Here is a 17,815-nt window from a genome sequence, read left to right on the forward strand (position 1 = left end):
AGTGGGTCACTCCTCGTTGAAGCCGGAGGTGAACAGTGCCACCACGGCAGCCAGCGCCTCCACTTCTTCGGGGCCCTCCACCTGGACTTCCACCTGCTTGCCCTGAGCGGAATCCAGCATCAACAGGCCGATCACGCTGTCCGCATCGGCCTCTATGCCATCCTCGTTGCGCAGCAGCACGTGGGCGTCGAAGCCCTGCACCAGTTCGAACAGCATCATGGCCGGTCTGGCATGCATACCCAGTTTGTTTTTGACTTCCACCGAGGCTGAGACGGTCATCTGATCTCCCTATTGGTCCATCAATATTGCGGCGCACTCTTGTCGAGGGTGCGGTGGCGGATCTGGACGTTCTTGCCCTGCAGCCGGAATGCGCTGGCCAGCTGTTCTGCGATGAACACGGATCTGTGCTGACCACCGGTGCAACCTATCCCCACAGTCACATAACTGCGATTGTTGCGCTCCAGATGCGGCAGCCAGGTCGCCAGCATGTTCTCAATCTGCAGGATGAACTGCATCACGTCCGGCTGGCTGGAGAGATAGCGGGCCACAGGCTCGTCCTTGCCGGTAAAGGGCTTGAGTTCGGGGATCCAGTGCGGATTGGGCAGGAAGCGGGCATCGAACACGAAGTCGGCGTCCTTGGGGATGCCGTACTTGAAGCCGAACGACTCGAACACCAGCACCAGCTCGTTCTCTTTCTTGCCGAGCACCCGGGTCTTGATGAGCTCGCTCAGGTCGTGAATGCTGAGGTTGGTGGTGTCGATCCGCAGGTCGGCAGTCGAGGAGAGCGGTGCCAGCAGGTGGGTCTCTTCCCGGATTGCCTCATCCAGCGACAGCTGTTTGCGCGACAGGGGATGCAGCCGGCGGCTCTCGCCGTAGCGCTTGAGCAGGGTGGAGTTTTCCGCATCGAAGAAGAAGCTGGAAAATTCGACCCGACCCTCGTTGCGCACCTGGGCCAGCAGGGTTTCCAGCTTGTCCGGGCTCACCGGCAGGTTGCGCACGTCTATGCTGACCGCCAGCTTGTCATACTGGCTCTCGACCGACACGATCAACTGGGGCAGCAGGTTGACCGGCAGGTTATCCACGCAGTAATAACCGAGATCCTCCAGCACACGCAGGGCAACTGTCTTGCCCGAGCCGGAGCGCCCACTTACCACTATTAATTGCATCTTGTTCCCTCACCGCTTGGGGTCATGACGGGGGCCTGCATCTCAGGCCGAGGTCATGATCTGATAGAGATCTTCATCGCTGGTTGCCTGGCGCAACTGGCGGCAAACCGCCTTGTCACCCAGTTTGGATGCCATCAGGGAAAGGGTCTTGAGGTGCTGCTTGCACTCGCTTTCCGGCACCAGCAGGGCAAAGAGCAGGTCAACCGGTTGATTGTCGATGGATTCGAAGGGGATTGGCTCTGCGAAGGTCATCAGGATGGCGGTCGGCGGAAACTCGTCACCGATCCGGCCGTGGGGAATGGCGATACCGGCACCGATACCGGTACTGCCCATCTTTTCTCGGGCCAGCAGGCACTCGAATAACGCCTGACGAGAGGTCCCCAGGCGCTCAGCGGCTAATTCACTGATGATCTCAAGGGCGCGTTTCTTGCTGGTACAAGGGACCGCACTTTTGGTGCAGTCCCGACTCAGTATGTGTTCAAGTTGCATAGTTATTTTTGATTTAACTTATCTTTGTGCTTGATGATCTGCCGATCCAGCTTGTCCAGCAGGGTATCAATCGCAGCATACATGTCGGCATGCTGTGAATTGGCGAACACCTCGCCACCGCTGACATGCAGCTTGGCTTCGGCGATCTGGTTCAGTTTTTCTACGCTCAACACCACATGAACATTGTTGATGTGGTCAAAGTGACGCTCGAGTTTGGCAAATTTGTTGTTCACATAATCACGCAGAGCTTCGGTGATCTCGACATGGTGTCCGGTCAGGTTAATTTGCATAACGTCTTCCTTTTGTTTTGCCTAAACCAGGCGTTTGCGCTGATTGGATGGCGGGATCAACAAGGATTCACGGTACTTTGCGATCGTGCGTCTCGCCACCATAATACCCTGTTCGGCCAGCAAATCCGCGATCTTGCTATCACTTAGCGGCTTGGCGGGATTCTCTGCCGTCACCAGCTTCTTGATCAGCGCGCGAATTGCGGTCGATGAGCACTCTCCTCCTCCTTCGGTATTCACATGACTGGAGAAAAAAAACTTCAGTTCGAAGATGCCGCGGGGCGTATGCATGTATTTCTGGGTCGTTACCCGGGAAATGGTCGACTCATGCATCTCCACCGCTTCGGCGATGTCGTTGAGCACCATGGGCTTCATGGCCTCTTCACCATACTCGAAAAAGCCCTGCTGCTGCTCGACAATACAGCTGGCCACCTTGAGCAGGGTGTCATTGCGACTCTCCAGGCTCTTGATGAACCACTTGGCCTCTTGCAGATGGGAACGGATGAACTGGGTGTCCTGGCTGGTGCGCGCCTGGCGTGCCATTGCGGCATAGGTCTCGTTGACCCGGATGCGCGGCGCGGAATCGGGATTGAGCTCGACCACCCATTTGGTGCCCTTCTTGACCACGGTCACATCCGGGATCACGTACTGGGAGTCGCTCTGTATGATGCCATTGCCCGGTCTGGGCTCCAGCTGCTGGATGAGATCCAGCACCTCCTTGAGGTCGCTCTCCTTGAGCCGGGTCTTGCGCGCCAGGGTGCGATAATCGCGATTGCCGAGCAAGTCCATGTGCTCGTTGATCACCTCTCTGGCCTCGGTGAGCCAGGGCAGTTCGGGGGCGTATTGACCGAGCTGGATCAACAGGCATTCCTGTACCGAACGGGCGGCGATGCCGACCGGATCGAAATGCTGCACTCGCTTGAGCACGGCCTCGACCTCGTCGAGTTCCACCTCGACATCCTCGCTGCTCACCGCCGCCTGTATATCTTCGAGGGAGACGGTCAGATAACCGGAATCGTCGATGGCATCTATGATGGCGAGGGCGATGGCGGCATCCAGATCGCTGAACGGCGTGAGTCGCATCTGCCACAGCAGATAGTCCTGCAGATTCTCGGTTGTTTCGCCCTGATAGACGCTGTCTTCCCCATCGTGGATGGGGCCTGCGCTCTGGGCCGTGCCGGCCGAGTAGACATCCTCCCAGGTGGTATCCACCGGCAACTCGTCCGGCATCTGATCCTGGGCCATGGCATCGCTGGTGTCGAGCTGACTGGCATCGACCGGCTCTTCCGGGCTGGTCTCCTGCACCTCATTCTCCTCTTGCTCCAGCAAGGGGTTGTTATCGAGCGCTTGCTGAATTTCCTGCTGGAGTTCCAGGGTGGAGAGCTGGAGCAGACGAATCGCTTGTTGTAATTGCGGCGTCATGGTCAGGGACTGACCGAGACGCAACTGTAATGTCGGCTTCATCTACGTCGGGATATCCTTATGTTCAGCGAGGCAGTCGTCACAGGAAATGAAGAGATGCCCCCTTACTATAGACTGAATTGATCGCCCAAATAGACGCGCTTGACCTGTTCATCGGCCAGTATCTCGGCCGGTGCACCTTCGGCAATCATCTTGCCGTGGCTGACGATATAAGCCTTCTCGCATACGTCCAGAGTCTCTCTGACGTTGTGGTCGGTGATCAAGACGCCCAGGCCTCTATCTTTCAGATGCTGGATGATCTTCTTGATGTCTATCACAGAAATGGGGTCGACCCCGGCAAACGGCTCATCCAGCAGGATAAAACGCGGCTCGGCCGCCAGCGCGCGGGCGATCTCGACCCGACGTCGCTCCCCCCCGGACAGACTCTGACCCAGGTTGTCGCGAATGTGGGTGATATTGAACTCTTCCAGCAGCTGTTCGACCTTGTCTTCCCGCTCTTCGCGGCTCAGCCCCTTGCGGGTCTGCATGACCCCCATCAGGTTGTCGAACACCGACAGGCGGCGGAAGATGGAGGCCTCCTGCGGCAGATAGCCGATGCCGTTGCGGGCTCGGATATGCATGGGCTGCAGGCTGATGTCCTGATCGTCTATGGTGATGAGACCGGCATCGCTCTGCACCAGTCCCACTATCATGTAGAAGGAGGTGGTCTTGCCGGCGCCATTTGGACCTAACAACCCGACGATCTGGCCGGTACCCACTTCCAGGCTCACATCGCTGACCACCATGCGGCGCTTGTAACTTTTTTGCAGGCCGACTGCTTTCAACACTGCCATGGCTTATTTTCCCTGCTTCTTCTGATCGGCGGGCTTGTCGAAGTTCTCTACCTGATCCGGCAGGAACACCGTCTTGACACGCTGGGTCGGGCCCTTGCTCTCGGCGATCATCTTCTGTTTGACTATGTCGTAGCGGATCAGATCGCCGTTGACCTGGCTGTCTTCCTGCTTGAGCTGGCCATTGCCGCTGATGGTCACCAGCCGGTTCTTCAGCTCGTAGCGGATGCTGTTGCCGTGGGCATTGACCGGCTTGCCGTTGTCCAGGATCTGAAAGAAGGTGGCGGGATTGCCATAGGCCGTCATGACCTCGGCCCCTTTCTCGCCGGAGCGGATCACCACTACCTTGTCGGCCTTAATCTTGATGGTGCCCTGAGTGATGATGACATCGTCACTGAAGGTGATGCGGTTGTCCTGCATCTCGGCCACCTGTTTGACCGCATCCACGTAGACCTTCTCGGCAAAGTCGGACTCTTTGGCGCTCACGGTGCCGCACAGCAGCAAGGCCGCGAGGGCCAGATTAACGTTTTTCATTGAAATAGATGGCATGGCCCTGGTCCAGTAATTCAAAATATTTGCGTTCCAGATGACCCTTCAGGCCAACGCCCTCGGTCTGGAAATCCTTACCCACTATGCTGACTTGCTGATTGCTTCTCACGTTCTGGGTCACCAGATCCAGCTCCATATAGGGGGTATCCAGCGTGGAGATGAAGGAGGTGGGCAGCAGGCCGTCCAGATGTACCTTGTCCCGCAGGATCACATTGTCATCCGTGTTGAGCACGCCGGTATCGGCGGTGACTTTCCACTCGGCCTCGCCCTGCTTGTCGAACATGTAGACCACCGGCTTGTTGAAGGCAGCCTGTTCGAGGAGCTGGTAATACTCCGCATACTCTGACTCCAGCCGCTCGGTGCGCCGCCCATCGGCGTCAAAGCGGGTGGTGACCAGATTCTTGGCAGTGAAGTCCGGCTGATAGTTCTCGACCTTGGCGGTCGGCTCCGGCACCAGCTCTATGTCGCCGAGCTGCCAGGCGGCCAGCGCCACCAGAAACAGCAGGGCGAACAGCAGCGTCTGTCTGCTCATACCGAGGCCTCTGGCTGATAGTCACCCAGCCCTTGTGCCTGCAGTATCAGGTCGCACACCTCGCGCACAGCACCCAGCCCACCGGCCAGTCGGGTCACCATATCGGCCCGGGCCAGCACCAGTGGGTGGGCATCGGCCACGGCGATGCCAAGGCCACAGGCCTGCATCACCGGCAGATCTATGGTGTCATCACCCATGTAGGCGGCCTGCTCCGGCGTCAGTCCCAGCTTGGCCAGCAGTGCCTCGAAGTGGGGCAGCTTCTGATCCGCCCCCTGCACCAGATGCTGCACACCCAGGCTCTTCATCCGGTCGCTGACGATGCGGGAGTTGCGCCCCGTGATGATGGCAATCTCGATCCCTGCGTTGAGCAGGGCGCGCATGCCGGCGCCGTCGCGGGTACAGAAGGTCTTCAGCTCTTCGCCATCATTGCCCATATAGATGAGGCCATTGGAGAGGACTCCATCCACATCGCACACCAGCAGGCGGATCTGCGCCGCCCTGTCATACTGGCTGCGCGTCACCGGACCGTAGAGGGTCGGTACGTTTTGCATCAAATTACTCCGGCTTTCAGCAGGTCGTGCATGTTGAAGGCACCGAGCGGGCGCTTGTCTTCATCCACCACCAGTAATCCGTTGATCTTTCTGGTTTCCATCAATTTGACGGCTTCTGCCGCCATCATCTCGGGTCCTACGGTAACACAGTTGGCCGTCATCACCTTGGCGATCGGGGTGTGATGGATATCCACCTGCAGATCCAGGATGCGGCGCAAGTCTCCATCGGTAAAGAGCCCGGCCAGCCGGCCATCGGCGTCGACGACCGCCGTCATCCCCAGCCCCTTGCGACTCACTTCCAGCAGCGCCTGGCTGATGGTGGCATCTATCCCCACCCGGGGCAACAGCTCGCCGCTGTGCATCAGGTCACCGACCCGCAGCAGCAGCCGCTTGCCCAGCGACCCGCCCGGGTGAGAAAGGGCGAAGTCATCGGCGGTGAAACCGCGGGCTTCCAGCAGGGCAACCGCCAGTGCATCCCCCATCACCAGAGTGGCCGTGGTGCTGGAGGTGGGCGCCAGCCCGAGCGGGCACGCCTCCTTCTCGACCCGCACGCACAGGTGCACGTTCGCTTCCTTGGCCATGGTGGAGGCGGGGTTGCCCGTCATGCAGATCAACTGGATGCCACGGCGTTTGAGCACCGGCAGCAGGGCCAGGATCTCGTCACTCTCGCCCGAGTTGGAGATGGCGATGATGAGATCGCCGCTGGAGATCATCCCCAGATCCCCGTGACTGGCTTCGCCAGGGTGCAGGAAGAAGGCGGGGGTGCCGGTGCTGGCCAGGGTGGCAGCAATCTTGCTCCCGACATGACCTGACTTGCCCATGCCGGTGACCACTATCTTGCCACTGCAGCGCAGCACCAGGTTGCATGCCTGATCGAAGGCATCATTCAGGTACTGATAGAGTCCATCAATCGCTTGTTTTTCAATGTCCAGCACGGTACGGGCGCTGCGACGAAAATCGAACAGTTCAGACACTTTTTCAGGCTTTACAGACATAAAGGCACAGCTCCGGGCCGAAATTTGCTGCGGGATTATAAAAAAGTCTGTCGAGATAAGCGAATCGGATACTTCTCGGTCCTAAAAGAGAGACAATTGGTTACACAAAACTGTCGCGCTTTTGGGCAGGCAGGCTGTTCAATAGTTGTTCCTTGCTGTTGCTTAGACCTAGACTAGCCCATAAAATTCGCTCTTCATTTACACCGGATGGACAATTGTTTGAACAATGACCTGATCACCATCTCCGACCTGACCTTCAGTCACGGAGATCGGCTGTTATACGACGGGATCAACCTGACCATTCCCCGTGGCAAGGTCACTGCGGTCATGGGCCCCAGCGGCATAGGCAAGACCACCTTGCTGCGGCTGATCGGTGGCCAGCTCAAGCCTGAGTCCGGTCATATCCTGTTTGACGGGGAAGATATCCCCACCCTCTCCCGCTCCCGCCTGTACGAGGTGCGCAAGCGGATGAGCATGCTGTTCCAGAGCGGCGCCCTGTTTACCGGCATGACGGTCTACGACAACGTGGCCTTCCCGCTGCGGGAGCATTCAGGCCTGCCGGAGGAGCTGATCCACACCATCGTCATGATGAAGTTGCAGGCGGTCGGTCTGCGTGGTGCAGCGAAACTGATGCCGTCCGAACTCTCCGGCGGCATGGCCCGCCGCGCGGCGCTGGCCAGATCCATAGCGCTGGATCCGGACCTCATCATGTATGACGAGCCGTTCGTCGGCCAGGACCCCATCACAATGGCGGTGCTGGTCAAGCTGATCAAGGAGCTGAACGGTGCCCTCGGCATCACCTCCGTCATCGTCACCCACGACGTGAAAGAGGTGCTGAGCATAGCCGACTACGCCTATATCATCGCCAACCGCAAGGTGGTGGCACACGGCACGCCGGATCAGCTGCGTGAGGAGCACAATCCCGAAGTCGAGCAGTTCCTCAAAGGATTGCCCGACGGTCCTGTTCCGTTCCATTTTCCGGCAGGCGACCTGCTACAGGATCTGTGATGTTGATAAGCCAAGTAAGCAAGCTGGGCCGGGTCGGAGTGCGTTTCATCAGCTCCATCGGCCGAGCCACCATAATGCTGTTTCATGCGCTGGCGGGCAAACCCGAGCCGCGCAAGCACTTCCCCCTGCTGCTTCAGCAGCTGTATGTGGTGGGCGTACAATCCGTTGCCATCATACTGGTGTCCGGCCTCTTCATCGGCATGGTGCTCTCGTTGCAGGGTTACAACGTATTGAAGGACTTCGGCGCCGAACAGAGCCTGGGCCCACTGGTTTCCCTCTCCCTGTTGCGGGAACTGGGTCCGGTCGTGACGGCGCTGCTGTTTGCCGGCCGTGCCGGTTCGGCCCTCACCGCCGAGATCGGCCTGATGAAGGCCACAGAACAGCTCTCCAGCCTGGAGATGATGGCGGTGGATCCGCTGCGCCGGGTAGTGGCTCCCCGCTTCTGGGCCGGGGTCATCAGCATGCCGCTGCTGGCCTTCATGTTCAGCCTGATCGGTATATTCGGCGGCAAGCTGGTCGGTGTGGATTGGCTGGGGGTGGATGAAGGGGGCTTCTGGTCCGCCATGCAGGCCTCAGTCGACTGGCAGGATGACATCATGCAAGGGGCGATCAAGAGTGTGATCTTCGCACTGGTTGTCACCTGGATTGCGCTCTTTAACGGTTATGATGCCAAGCCGACCTCGGCCGGGATCAGTCAGGCCACGACCCGTACCGTGGTCCACTCCTCCCTGGCCGTGCTCGGCCTGGATTTTATACTCACCGCAGTCATGTTTGGATAAGGTAAAGATGAAGTTCAGCAAAGTAGAATTCCTGGTTGGCGCCTTCATGCTGGCCGGCATCGGTGCCATTCTGGCGTTGGCACTGCAAGTGGCAGGTTTGAGTTTCAAACCGGAAGGAGAAACCTATACCCTGCGCGCCCATTTCGATAATATCGGCGGCCTGAAAGTACGTTCACCGGTCAAGGTCGGTGGCGTCGTCGTCGGCCGGGTCAGCGACATCACCCTGGATGCCAAGAGCCAGGTGCCAGTCGTATCCCTGCAGATGCAGAAGAGTGCCGGCGAGTTTTCCGAAACCAGCACCCTCTCCATCCTGACCTCGGGGCTGCTCGGTGAGCAGTACATAGGCCTGATGCCCGGTTTCACCGATGAGGAGATGGGCACCAACATGCTCAAGGATGGCGACATGATTGAAGACACCAAATCCGCCATTGTGCTGGAAGACCTGATTGGCAAATTCCTCTACAGCCAGTCTTCCGACACCAAGTCAGACAGCAAGTAAGGAGTAACCATGTTCAAGAAGATCGCCCTGCTGCTGGGCCTGATGACCAGCATGCTGTTTTCCCTGGTCGCTCACGCCACCGATGCCACCGATCCCTATGCCCTGGTGGACGAAGCGGCCAAACAGACCTTTGCCCGCCTGAAGGCGGACAAGTCCCAGGTGAAGAGCAACCCGGATCACCTGCGAGTCATCATACGTGAAGAGCTGCTGCCCTACGTGGACAACCGCTTCGCCGCCTACAAGGTGCTCGGCAACCAGATCAAGCAGACCACCCCGGCCCAGCGTGACGCCTTCGTCGAGGTATTCACCGAATACATGGTGAGCTCCTACGCCGATGCGCTGGCGCACTTCGACAAGCAGACCGTCAAGGTCGAGCCGGGCAAGGCGCCGGGTGACAGCAACATCACAGCCGTCAACGTCAGCGTGAAAGAGGCCGGCAAACCGGACATCTTCCTCGAGTTCAAGCTGCGCAAGAACAACAAGACCGGCGAATGGAAAGCCTTCGACATGGTCGCCGAAGGGATCAGCCTGCTCTCTGCCAAGCAGAACGAGCTGGGTGGCCTCATTCGCCAGAACGGCATAGATGCGGTGATCGCCCAGCTGCGCGCCCACAATGCCAAGCCGCTGGTCATCAAGTCATGAGACTGAGCGGCGAGCTGCAGGCACCCCAGGTCGTTGAGCTGTGGCAACGCCGCGCCGACTGGTGGCAGGAAGATCGGCTCGAACTGGGCGAGGTCACCACCCTGGACTCCGCCGGACTGGCCCTGCTGGTCAAATGGGCCAAAGCCGCACTGGCACGAGGCGCCACACCGCAACTGGTGGGCGCCTCCACTGATTTTTATACCCTGGCCAACCTGTACGGGGTGGCCGGGCTGTTTCAGTCAACCCCGCTCACAACTGAGGACGCATAATGCAAGTCTCTGAAATTGAAGCGATACTCCTCGAGGCTCTGCCATTGTCCGAAGTCCATGTCAAAGGGGACGGTAGTCACTATCAAGTGATCGCCGTCGGTGACATGTTTGACGGTATGAGCCGGGTCAAGAAGCAGCAGGCCATCTATGCCCCGCTGATGGACAAGATCGCCAGCAACGCCATTCACGCACTCTCCATCAAGGCCTTTACCGATGCCGAGTGGAAGCGCGAACGTAAATTCCTACTGCCCTCCTGATTTGGTATCTAAGTAAATGGACAAATTTAAAATTGATGGTCGTTGTACTCTCAACGGCGAAGTGACCATCTCTGGCGCCAAAAACGCCGCCCTGCCTATCCTGTTCGCCACCCTGCTGTGTGATGAAGAGATCCACCTCTCCAACGTACCGCGCCTGAAAGACGTGGGTACCACCATCAAGCTGCTGGAGATGCTGGGTGCCACCACCAAGGTCAACGGCAACGTGACAGTGCTGACCGGTGCGGTGAACAACCACGTCGCCCCCTACGAGCTGGTGAAGACAATGCGCGCCTCCATCCTGGCGCTGGGCCCGCTGGCCGCCCGTTTCGGTGCCGCCGACGTCTCCCTGCCCGGCGGCTGCGCCATTGGTGCCCGTCCGGTCAACCTGCACGTCCACGGCCTGGAGCTGATGGGTGCCAAGATCACCATAGAGGATGGCTACATCAAGGCCCGCGTCGACGGCCGCCTGAAAGGTGCCCACATCCTGATGGACATGGTTTCCGTTACAGGTACCGAGAACCTGATGATGGCCGCTACCCTGGCCGACGGTCGCACCGTGATCGAAAACGCCGCGCGCGAGCCGGAAGTGGTCGATCTGGCCCACTTCCTCAACGCGCTGGGTGCCAAGATCCAGGGCGCGGGCACCGATACCCTGACCATAGACGGTGTCGAGCGTCTGCACGGGGGCAGCTACAGCGTGCAACCTGACCGCATCGAAACCGGTACCTTCCTGGTGGGCGCAGCGGTTACCGGCGGCAAGATCACCTGCCGCAAGACGGATCCCTCCCTGCTGGAAGCCGTGCTGGTCAAGCTGGAAGAGGCGGGTGCCCTGATCGAAAAGGGCGCTGACTGGATCAGCCTCGACATGACGGGTCGTACCCTCAAGCCGGTCACCATCAAGACGGCCCCTTACCCGGCCTTCCCGACCGACATGCAGGCACAGTTCACCGTGCTGAACGCCGTCGCCAAGGGCACAGGCATGGTCACAGAGACCATCTTCGAGAATCGCTTCATGCACGTACCTGAACTGGTGCGGATGGGCGCAGATATCGAACTGCAGGGCAATGTGGCCATCTGCCGTGACACAGAGCAACTCAAGGGTGCCCAGGTGATGGCGACCGACCTGCGCGCCTCCGCCAGTCTGGTGCTGGCCGGCTTCGTGGCCGAAGGCTCCACCATAGTCGACCGCATCTATCACATCGACCGTGGCTACGAAGACATAGAGCACAAGCTGCAGGCCCTGGGTGGCCGCATCGAGCGCATCAAGGGCTGATTTTCCCTGATCGCAGGCTGATAAAAAGGCCCCCTCGCGTTGGCGAGGGGGCCTTTTTCATGGCATCGATTTCGTGGGAACGGGGATCAGTGACCCGCCAGCTTCATATTTTCGACCAGCACAGAGCCGGTCTTGAGGCTGGAGCGCTCATCTTCGTCGCTGCCCACCGCCACTATATGGCTGAACATCTCGGTCAGATTGCCGGCTATGGTGATCTCTTCGACCGGGTAGGCTATTTCGCCATTCTCGACCCAGAAGCCGGCGGCGCCGCGGGAGTAGTCGCCATTGACGATGTTGACCCCCTGCCCCATCAGCTCGGTCACCAGCAGGCCGGTGCCCAACTCCTTGAGCATCTCCTGGAAATTCTGACCCGTGCTGGAAACCTGCCAGTTATGGATGCCACCGGCATGACCCGTGGTGGTCAATCCCAGCTTGCGGGCCGAATAGGAGGTAAGCAGCCAGCTCATCAGCTCGCCGTTGCGCACTATGTCCATGTCACGGGTACGCACCCCTTCCCCATCGAACGGCGTGCTGGCCAGCCCGCCCAGCAGGTGGGGGAACTCCTGAATGGTGAGCCACTCGGGCAGGATCTGCTTGCCCAGCTTGTCCAGCAGGAAGCTCGACTTGCGATAGAGATTGCCACCGCTGATGGCCATCACCAGATGGCCCCACAGGCCTGCGGCCGTGTCGGGGTGAAACAGCACGGGAGCGTGGCGGGTGGAGATCTTGCGGGCGCCGAGGCGGGAGACAGTGCGTTCCACCGCCTCGTCGGCGATGCGCTGCGGGCTCCAGAGCCCGGCCAGATCGCGGCTGGAGGAGTAGCCATAATCCCGCTGCATGTCGCCATCCTGCTCACCGATCAGCACACAGCTCAGGGAGTTGCGTGACGCCGCATAGCCTTTGACGAAGCCGTGGCTGTTGCCATAGACCTTGATGCCGAGGTGGCTGGAGAAACCGGCCCCGTCGGAATGCTTGATGCGGGCGTCGCGACCCAGCGCCAGTCGCTCGCACTCGATGGCCAGCTCGATGCCGCGCTGGGGATCCAGTTCGATTTGGTGGCACAGCTGCAGATCGGGGGCGTCCCAGGCCAGCAGGTCTGCATCAGCCAAGCCGGCACAGTCATCGGGCGAGGTGTGGCGGGCTATCTCCATGGCCGCTTCGACGGCGGCGCGGATGGCCGGCTTGCCCAGATCGGTAGTCGAGGAGGAGCCCTTGCAGCCATCGCGATAAACGGCGATGCCGAGGGCACCATCCTTGTTGAATTCGATACTTTCCAGTTCACAACCGCGGGTGTTCACCGACAACCCGGTCTGCTTGCTGATGGAGACTTCGGCCAGCGAGGCACCCAGTCCCTTGGCTATCTCCAGTGCCTCGGCAACGACGGCCTCGAGATGGGCTTGATCCTGGCGAATTTGGTCTTGCTGATCCATAACTCACATCTGTATGAAGGAAGGAAAGGGGGCTAAGCATATCAGACCCCTGCGCCCAGCGGGAGAAGCTGGTAACATATCCACCAACGTGAATGACAGGAATCAAGAGACCGATGAGTCAATATCAAGACGACAACGAGTTGGAAGACTGGGGCCCCAGCAAGACCCAGCTCAAGCGCGATGCGGAAGTGCTGCAGAAGCTGGGCGCGGAGATAGTCTCCCTGAGCCACAGCGAGCTGGAAAAAATCCCGTTGGATGAAGAGCTTGCAGATGCTGTCGAGCTGGGCCGCAAACTCAAGCCCAAGAAGGATGAGTCCTTCCGTCGCCATTTGCAGTTCATCGGCCGTCTGATGCGCAGCCGTGATATCGAACCGATTGAAGAAGCGCTCTCCATCATCAAGAACCGCCACTCCACCGTGAATGCCCGCCTGCATCGTCTGGAGCAGTGGCGTGAGCGCCTGATCACCGAAGGTGACAGCGCCTTGAACGAGCTGATGTCCCAGTTTCATGAGCTGGACCGCCAGAAGCTGCGTCAGCTGATCCGTTCCGCCAACAAGGAACGGGAACTGAACAAGCCGCCGGTCGCCTATCGTGAAATGTACCAGTACCTGCGCGGTGAAATCGAAAACCTGCTGTAAGTGATGACTCACGCCGCATGGCGAGCAGCAATCGACACAGCGTAAAACGGGGCCATATTGGCCCCGTTTCTTATGCTGCTCTGCGCGCTAGTTGCCAGCGAGGCACTGGGTATGGGTACCGGGCTGCAGATAAGGCATCAGCAGTGGCGCCATTCCCTTGAGCACCTGCACCGGCAAGGCCGAGGTGAAGCGGAACTTGTCAGACTGGCTGCCCGGCACATAGGCGGTCAGGGTACCGAAGTGATCCTCCCCCAGATAGAAGACGAAGGTCGCGGTCCGGTTGCGAGCCAGCGAGCTGGTCACGTTGCCGTAGCGACCAACCGTTTCGATCCTGTTGTCACCCGTGCCCGTCTTGCCCCCCATCGGCAGGACAGTGCCATCCGGCAGGGCAAAGGCGCCGGCTATGCGCCTGGCCGTTCCCCCTTCCACCACCTTCGACAGCGCATTGCGCAACGCGGTCGCCACCTCGGCCGGCAGCACCCGGGTGCCTTCGGTATGAAGCGGTTCAAACGCTGTCTCGAACGGCGTGCCCTTGGCGAACGAGAGGTGCTCGATACGCAGGGTCGGCGCACGAATGCCACCGTTCTGGATGATCCCCATCAGTTCGGCCAGTGCTGCGGGTCTGTCCCCCGAGCTGCCCAGAGCTGTCGCCAGCGAGGGGACCAGGTGATCAAACGGGTAGCCCAGTCTGGCCCAGCGTTGGTGAATGTCGAGGAAGGCCTCGACTTCCAGCATGGTGCGGATACGGCTGTCCCTGGCACTGCGGTGACGGGTCTTGAACAACCAGCTGTACACCTCTTGGCGCTCATCACGACTGGCTTCGACCGCATCGGCAAAGGTCGCCTTGTCGAACTCCTTGAGATAGGAAAGCAGCCACAGCTCCAGCGGGTGAACACGGGCTATGTAGCCCTGATCCGGCAGCGAATACTTGCCGGGACCATAGCTGGTGTAGAGCTGATCTATCCGTCTGTCGCTCAGCTTGTCACGCGGCAGCCGCTTGGCCAGGAAGGCGGCAAAGGTCTCCTGCGAGGCATCCGGCATCAGGTAGCGATGCACGGCGGCGAGCCGTACTGCACTGGGCTTGAGGCCATCCAGGAAGGTGTCGAGCTGCTCATCTGCTGTCTTGCCGCGATACTTGCGCCAGAAGCGCAGCAGATAGGTCTGGCCCTCTTTATCGGCGAACTTGGCCAGATACTCGGTACGGCGCGGATCCTTGTCATCCTTGAGCAGCTGGGCACGGTTACCCTCCCGATACAGGCTGTAGCGCACTATATCGCGCATCAGCCGCACGAACGGCAGGTTGATGGACTCGCGCAGCGCGTCGCGGATCGCCGGAATGCGGCCGTTATCCTCACGGCGGAAGTTGTTGAAGGTATGCATACCGCCACCGGTGAAGAAACCTTCGCTCGGGCTGGCGGAATACTTGCGATCCAGCGCAGCCTCCAGCATAGGCGGCAGGCTCTTGTCCTTGGCCGTCATCAGATAGGAGACGGCCCAGCGGCTGATGTTGTCCTGATTTGATACCTCGATCTTGCGCAGGCTCTCCGCAGACATGTCCGCATAGCTGTCGTGCAGCTCAGACACTATCTCCAGATAGGTGGTCAGTACCCGCAACTTGGCGGTGGAGCCCAGCTCCAGCTTGCTGCCCTCGTTGATATCGAACGGCTGATCCGTGTTGTCAGTCTGCACCCGCACCTTGAAACCTTCCGGCGACTTCTCGAACAGGGTAAAGCTGTATTTCACGTCCCCCGTCTTCTCCGGCGAGAGCAGGCGCTCACCAAACAGGCCGACCTGGGCGGCGATGGCGGGATCCGCCAGTTGCTGCAGGTAACGGGAAATCTCGTTTTGCAGCGGCATGTTGAGGCTGGTGTCAGCGGTCAGATCCATCCGGTCCAGATCATACAACTGCACCCCGAGCTGACGGCTCAGGCGGGTACGCGCGACCTGCAAGCCCTTGTTGTTGTTCACCTTGGTCATCGCAGGGGACAGCAGGAAGTCGCGGAAACCTATCTTGGCCTTGAGAGCAGCCTCCATCAATGGCGGTGTGATCATTCCCTCCTGCACGAACAGGCGCAGATAGCTGTCGGTCAGGGTCGCCAGTGCATCGCGCCCCTGTGCCAGATAGTAGGAGGGGCGACGGTGGGCAATCATCAGCGAGACTACCTGACGCAAGGCGAGCCCTTGCTCTGCAAGCGGTGCATCCTGGTTTCGGGCCGGATCCAGCAGACGATTGACCTCGTCCACGTTGGCACCAAACCAGACCCAGAGGCCATCACCCAAGCCATGCACCTCGCCATAACCCGGAGCGGCGGAGAGCGGAACCGAGTTGAGGTAGGCCCAGGCTACCAGCTTGCGTGCCTCCAGCGTCTTGGGGCCCAGGCGATAGGCGCGCACGCTGGCCGAGGCCATCTGGCGGATCTTCTCGGTGGGAGAGAGCGTCAGACCGTCCGGTGAGTGACGATACTTTTCGACCTGAGTCGCCAGTGTGCTGCCGCCGGCGGACTGATCCTGCATATCCAGCGCCTTGCCGACCTGGGACATGGCCGCCTTGGCAAAACGGGGCCAATCCACCGCCGGGTTCGCCAGCGGTTGTTCGTTGCTCAGCAGATCACGGTTCTCGATGAACAGCAGCGACTGTATGACCAGCGGTGGGATGGAGGCAAAATCCGGATAATAGTGGGTCGGATACTTGAACTGATAGAAGGGCTCGGCCCGGCAGTCATGCAGCGTCAGCCCGGCCTGCACCTTCTCGGTATAGGGAACGAAGAAGCCACGACTGGCGTAGTCATAAAGTGCATCGGAAAAATGCACCTGCTCGCTGACCTGATAACCCCGTTGCAGCAAGCGCTCCTGCATCATGGGCAGCAGCACGTAACCGAGCCGCTTGTCAAAGGGGCCATCGTCGGGGAAGGCTATCTGTTTGCTGGGGCCCGGCTCGACCTGATAGGTCAGCTTGGCAGCATAGCGGGAGATCTCCTGCGACTGCAGCCTGGATGTCTGCATCTCATAGCCAACCAGGGCGATCACGGCAGCCAGGCACAGCAAAAAGAGAAAACAGAACAACCAGCGCCACCAGGGACGACGTTTGCGCGTGTATTTGCCGTCCGCGCGTGGGACGGATGAATCCTGAGATGCCACTTTGTTCAAATCCGTCTGTTCTGATGCGCCCATATCAGCCCCACCATGGTTGCGCAATTTATTGTGTTTCACTCAAGCTTAGTCTTTTCAAGTCAATGGCTTGAAAACTATTGACCGCTTTGTAGTGATGGTAACAGGGCGATTATAAAAAGGGGAGCCGATTGTTGCAGCGCGCGAAGAGATCCGAGCTGATGGCGGAAAACAAAACACCGGCCAAAAGCCGGTGTTTTCAGGTAGCAGCTAGGCTGGACTACTTGCTGGAGCTCATGGCCTTGAGCTTGGAGCTCAGATCTTTACGCTCTTTGGACAGCTCGGCATTCTTGATGATGTGATCGTCGACGCGCTCTTCATAGTCGGTACGCATGTTGGCGATGATGGCCTGAACCTCATCTATGCTCATACCCGGCTTGATGTAGTCGCTCAGGTTGTCGAGCAGCAGTACCCGCTTCTGGTTATCACGGATCTTCTTCTCGTTGTCGGCGATCTCGCGCTTGAGTTTGTTCTGGCGACGGGACATACGCACATATTCCAGTACATCGCTGAAGGTGGACTTGTTTACTTGTTCCATATCGATACCACTGACTTAAGGTTGATAAAAGCAGGCCAAGTTACGCCCGTACCAGAGAGAAAAAAGGAGAGGGTACAGGCAAACTCAAGATGCCCTTTACTCTACCGAGTTATGAAGCAGATACAACCCTAATTGCAGGCTTGGCGCCGTGTTTCGGCGGCAGAGAGTCGAGTGGAGAACCAAATGGACAGGCCACCATGAGGTAGCAATTATCACATCAGCAACAAGGGAGCGAAGGGCCTTGCTGGTTGAGCTGAGGCGATATGAAACAGCTGGTTATGGGGTAATAAGAGACAAAATATAACCAGAATTGCGCAAAATGGCTGCTGACATGCCAATTTCAAGCAATAAAAAAGCCCGCTCATCTGAGCGGGCTTTCAATGTTGGGTGCCTGGCAGTGTCCTACTCTCGCATGGCGAATGCCACACTACCATCGGCGCTACCGCGTTTCACTTCTGAGTTCGGCATGGGATCAGGTGGTTCCACGGCGCTA

The 17,815-nt window shown here is 59.1% G+C and carries 21 protein-coding genes and 1 rRNA gene; 8 read left to right on the forward strand and 14 right to left on the reverse strand.

Translation table 11 applies throughout. The features are described 5' to 3' along the window. Positions 1-6: 6 nt before the first annotated feature. The 10 genes from npr to AACW87_RS17395 form a co-directional block, all read right to left on the reverse strand. Positions 7-279 carry a PTS phosphocarrier protein NPr gene (gene npr, locus AACW87_RS17350; RefSeq protein ID WP_005314403.1) on the reverse strand — a complete coding sequence of 91 codons (273 nt, stop codon included), beginning with the start codon at positions 277-279 and terminating at the stop codon, positions 7-9. A gap of 20 nt (positions 280-299) precedes the next feature. Further along, complete coding sequence (gene rapZ, locus AACW87_RS17355; protein ID WP_103472043.1) at positions 300-1,166, reverse strand: RNase adapter RapZ; 867 nt, start codon at positions 1,164-1,166, stop codon at positions 300-302. A gap of 42 nt (positions 1,167-1,208) precedes the next feature. Then, positions 1,209-1,655 carry a PTS IIA-like nitrogen regulatory protein PtsN gene (ptsN, locus tag AACW87_RS17360; protein WP_241325649.1) on the reverse strand — a complete coding sequence of 149 codons (447 nt, stop codon included), beginning with the start codon at positions 1,653-1,655 and terminating at the stop codon, positions 1,209-1,211. Between the two features lie 2 nt (positions 1,656-1,657). Then, on the reverse strand, positions 1,658-1,945 hold the full coding sequence (gene hpf, locus AACW87_RS17365; protein ID WP_005305957.1) for a ribosome hibernation promoting factor: 288 nt from the start codon (positions 1,943-1,945) through the stop codon (positions 1,658-1,660). A 21-nt stretch (positions 1,946-1,966) separates the two neighbouring features. Further along, on the reverse strand, positions 1,967-3,406 hold the full coding sequence (locus AACW87_RS17370; RefSeq protein ID WP_241325650.1) for an RNA polymerase factor sigma-54: 1,440 nt from the start codon (positions 3,404-3,406) through the stop codon (positions 1,967-1,969). A 65-nt stretch (positions 3,407-3,471) separates the two neighbouring features. After that, positions 3,472-4,197 (reverse strand): LPS export ABC transporter ATP-binding protein, encoded by a 726-nt coding sequence (gene lptB, locus AACW87_RS17375; RefSeq protein ID WP_042867841.1) that lies wholly within the window; start codon positions 4,195-4,197, stop codon positions 3,472-3,474. A gap of 3 nt (positions 4,198-4,200) precedes the next feature. Continuing rightward, the gene (gene lptA, locus AACW87_RS17380; RefSeq protein WP_241325651.1) at positions 4,201-4,728 is read right to left on the reverse strand and encodes a lipopolysaccharide transport periplasmic protein LptA; all 528 of its coding nucleotides are present in this window, start codon (positions 4,726-4,728) and stop codon (positions 4,201-4,203) included. Then, positions 4,715-5,275 (reverse strand): LPS export ABC transporter periplasmic protein LptC, encoded by a 561-nt coding sequence (lptC, locus tag AACW87_RS17385; protein WP_241325652.1) that lies wholly within the window; start codon positions 5,273-5,275, stop codon positions 4,715-4,717. Before lptC ends, lptA begins: the two co-directional genes overlap by 14 nt. Then, positions 5,272-5,826 (reverse strand): 3-deoxy-manno-octulosonate-8-phosphatase KdsC, encoded by a 555-nt coding sequence (gene kdsC, locus AACW87_RS17390; RefSeq protein ID WP_241325653.1) that lies wholly within the window; start codon positions 5,824-5,826, stop codon positions 5,272-5,274. The genes lptC and kdsC overlap by 4 nt, the downstream gene beginning before the upstream one ends. After that, positions 5,826-6,821 (reverse strand): KpsF/GutQ family sugar-phosphate isomerase, encoded by a 996-nt coding sequence (locus tag AACW87_RS17395; protein WP_043140012.1) that lies wholly within the window; start codon positions 6,819-6,821, stop codon positions 5,826-5,828. The genes kdsC and AACW87_RS17395 overlap by 1 nt, the downstream gene beginning before the upstream one ends. 207 nt (positions 6,822-7,028) lie before the next feature. On the opposite strand from AACW87_RS17395, the gene mlaF reads away from it, so the two are divergent. Genes mlaF through murA form a run of 7 tightly spaced genes read left to right on the forward strand, consistent with a single transcriptional unit; the run spans position 7,029 to position 11,548 of the window. Beyond that, positions 7,029-7,829 carry a phospholipid ABC transporter ATP-binding protein MlaF gene (gene mlaF, locus AACW87_RS17400; RefSeq protein WP_043140015.1) on the forward strand — a complete coding sequence of 267 codons (801 nt, stop codon included), beginning with the start codon at positions 7,029-7,031 and terminating at the stop codon, positions 7,827-7,829. Next, a complete protein-coding gene (mlaE, locus tag AACW87_RS17405) occupies positions 7,829-8,608 on the forward strand; it encodes a lipid asymmetry maintenance ABC transporter permease subunit MlaE (RefSeq protein WP_042868353.1) in 780 nt (259 codons plus the stop codon). The genes mlaF and mlaE overlap by 1 nt, the downstream gene beginning before the upstream one ends. Before the next feature lie 7 nt (positions 8,609-8,615). Beyond that, the gene (gene mlaD, locus AACW87_RS17410; RefSeq protein ID WP_241325654.1) at positions 8,616-9,107 is read left to right on the forward strand and encodes an outer membrane lipid asymmetry maintenance protein MlaD; all 492 of its coding nucleotides are present in this window, start codon (positions 8,616-8,618) and stop codon (positions 9,105-9,107) included. 9 nt (positions 9,108-9,116) lie between these two features. Next, a complete protein-coding gene (gene mlaC, locus AACW87_RS17415) occupies positions 9,117-9,749 on the forward strand; it encodes a phospholipid-binding protein MlaC (protein ID WP_241325655.1) in 633 nt (210 codons plus the stop codon). Continuing rightward, positions 9,746-10,018 carry an STAS domain-containing protein gene (locus AACW87_RS17420; protein WP_042868359.1) on the forward strand — a complete coding sequence of 91 codons (273 nt, stop codon included), beginning with the start codon at positions 9,746-9,748 and terminating at the stop codon, positions 10,016-10,018. The genes mlaC and AACW87_RS17420 overlap by 4 nt, the downstream gene beginning before the upstream one ends. Further along, complete coding sequence (ibaG, locus tag AACW87_RS17425) at positions 10,018-10,275, forward strand: BolA family iron metabolism protein IbaG (protein WP_005306001.1); 258 nt, start codon at positions 10,018-10,020, stop codon at positions 10,273-10,275. Before AACW87_RS17420 ends, ibaG begins: the two co-directional genes overlap by 1 nt. A gap of 16 nt (positions 10,276-10,291) precedes the next feature. Continuing rightward, complete coding sequence (murA, locus tag AACW87_RS17430; protein ID WP_042868361.1) at positions 10,292-11,548, forward strand: UDP-N-acetylglucosamine 1-carboxyvinyltransferase; 1,257 nt, start codon at positions 10,292-10,294, stop codon at positions 11,546-11,548. An 86-nt stretch (positions 11,549-11,634) separates the two neighbouring features. Here the strand turns inward: murA and pmbA are convergent, their stop codons facing one another. Next, on the reverse strand, positions 11,635-12,978 hold the full coding sequence (pmbA, locus tag AACW87_RS17435; RefSeq protein WP_043140022.1) for a metalloprotease PmbA: 1,344 nt from the start codon (positions 12,976-12,978) through the stop codon (positions 11,635-11,637). 113 nt (positions 12,979-13,091) lie between these two features. On the opposite strand from pmbA, the gene yjgA reads away from it, so the two are divergent. Beyond that, positions 13,092-13,616, forward strand: coding sequence for a ribosome biogenesis factor YjgA (gene yjgA, locus AACW87_RS17440; RefSeq protein WP_042868365.1), 525 nt, complete (start codon positions 13,092-13,094; stop codon positions 13,614-13,616). A gap of 87 nt (positions 13,617-13,703) precedes the next feature. Here yjgA and AACW87_RS17445 read toward each other — a convergent pair whose 3' ends face one another. From AACW87_RS17445 to rrf, 3 genes are all read right to left on the reverse strand, one after another. Beyond that, entirely contained in the window at positions 13,704-16,787 is a 3,084-nt protein-coding gene (locus tag AACW87_RS17445; protein WP_241325656.1) for a transglycosylase domain-containing protein, read from the reverse strand. Positions 16,788-17,004: 217 nt separating this feature from the next. Then, complete coding sequence (gene tmaR, locus AACW87_RS17450; RefSeq protein ID WP_042868369.1) at positions 17,005-17,322, reverse strand: PTS system regulator TmaR; 318 nt, start codon at positions 17,320-17,322, stop codon at positions 17,005-17,007. A 389-nt stretch (positions 17,323-17,711) separates the two neighbouring features. Next, positions 17,712-17,815 (reverse strand): 5S ribosomal RNA (gene rrf, locus AACW87_RS17455); the annotation flags it as partial.

It is taken from the genome of Aeromonas sp. MR7 (assembly GCF_963899385.1).
GTDB classification, from domain to species: Bacteria; Pseudomonadota; Gammaproteobacteria; order Enterobacterales; family Aeromonadaceae; genus Aeromonas; species Aeromonas bestiarum.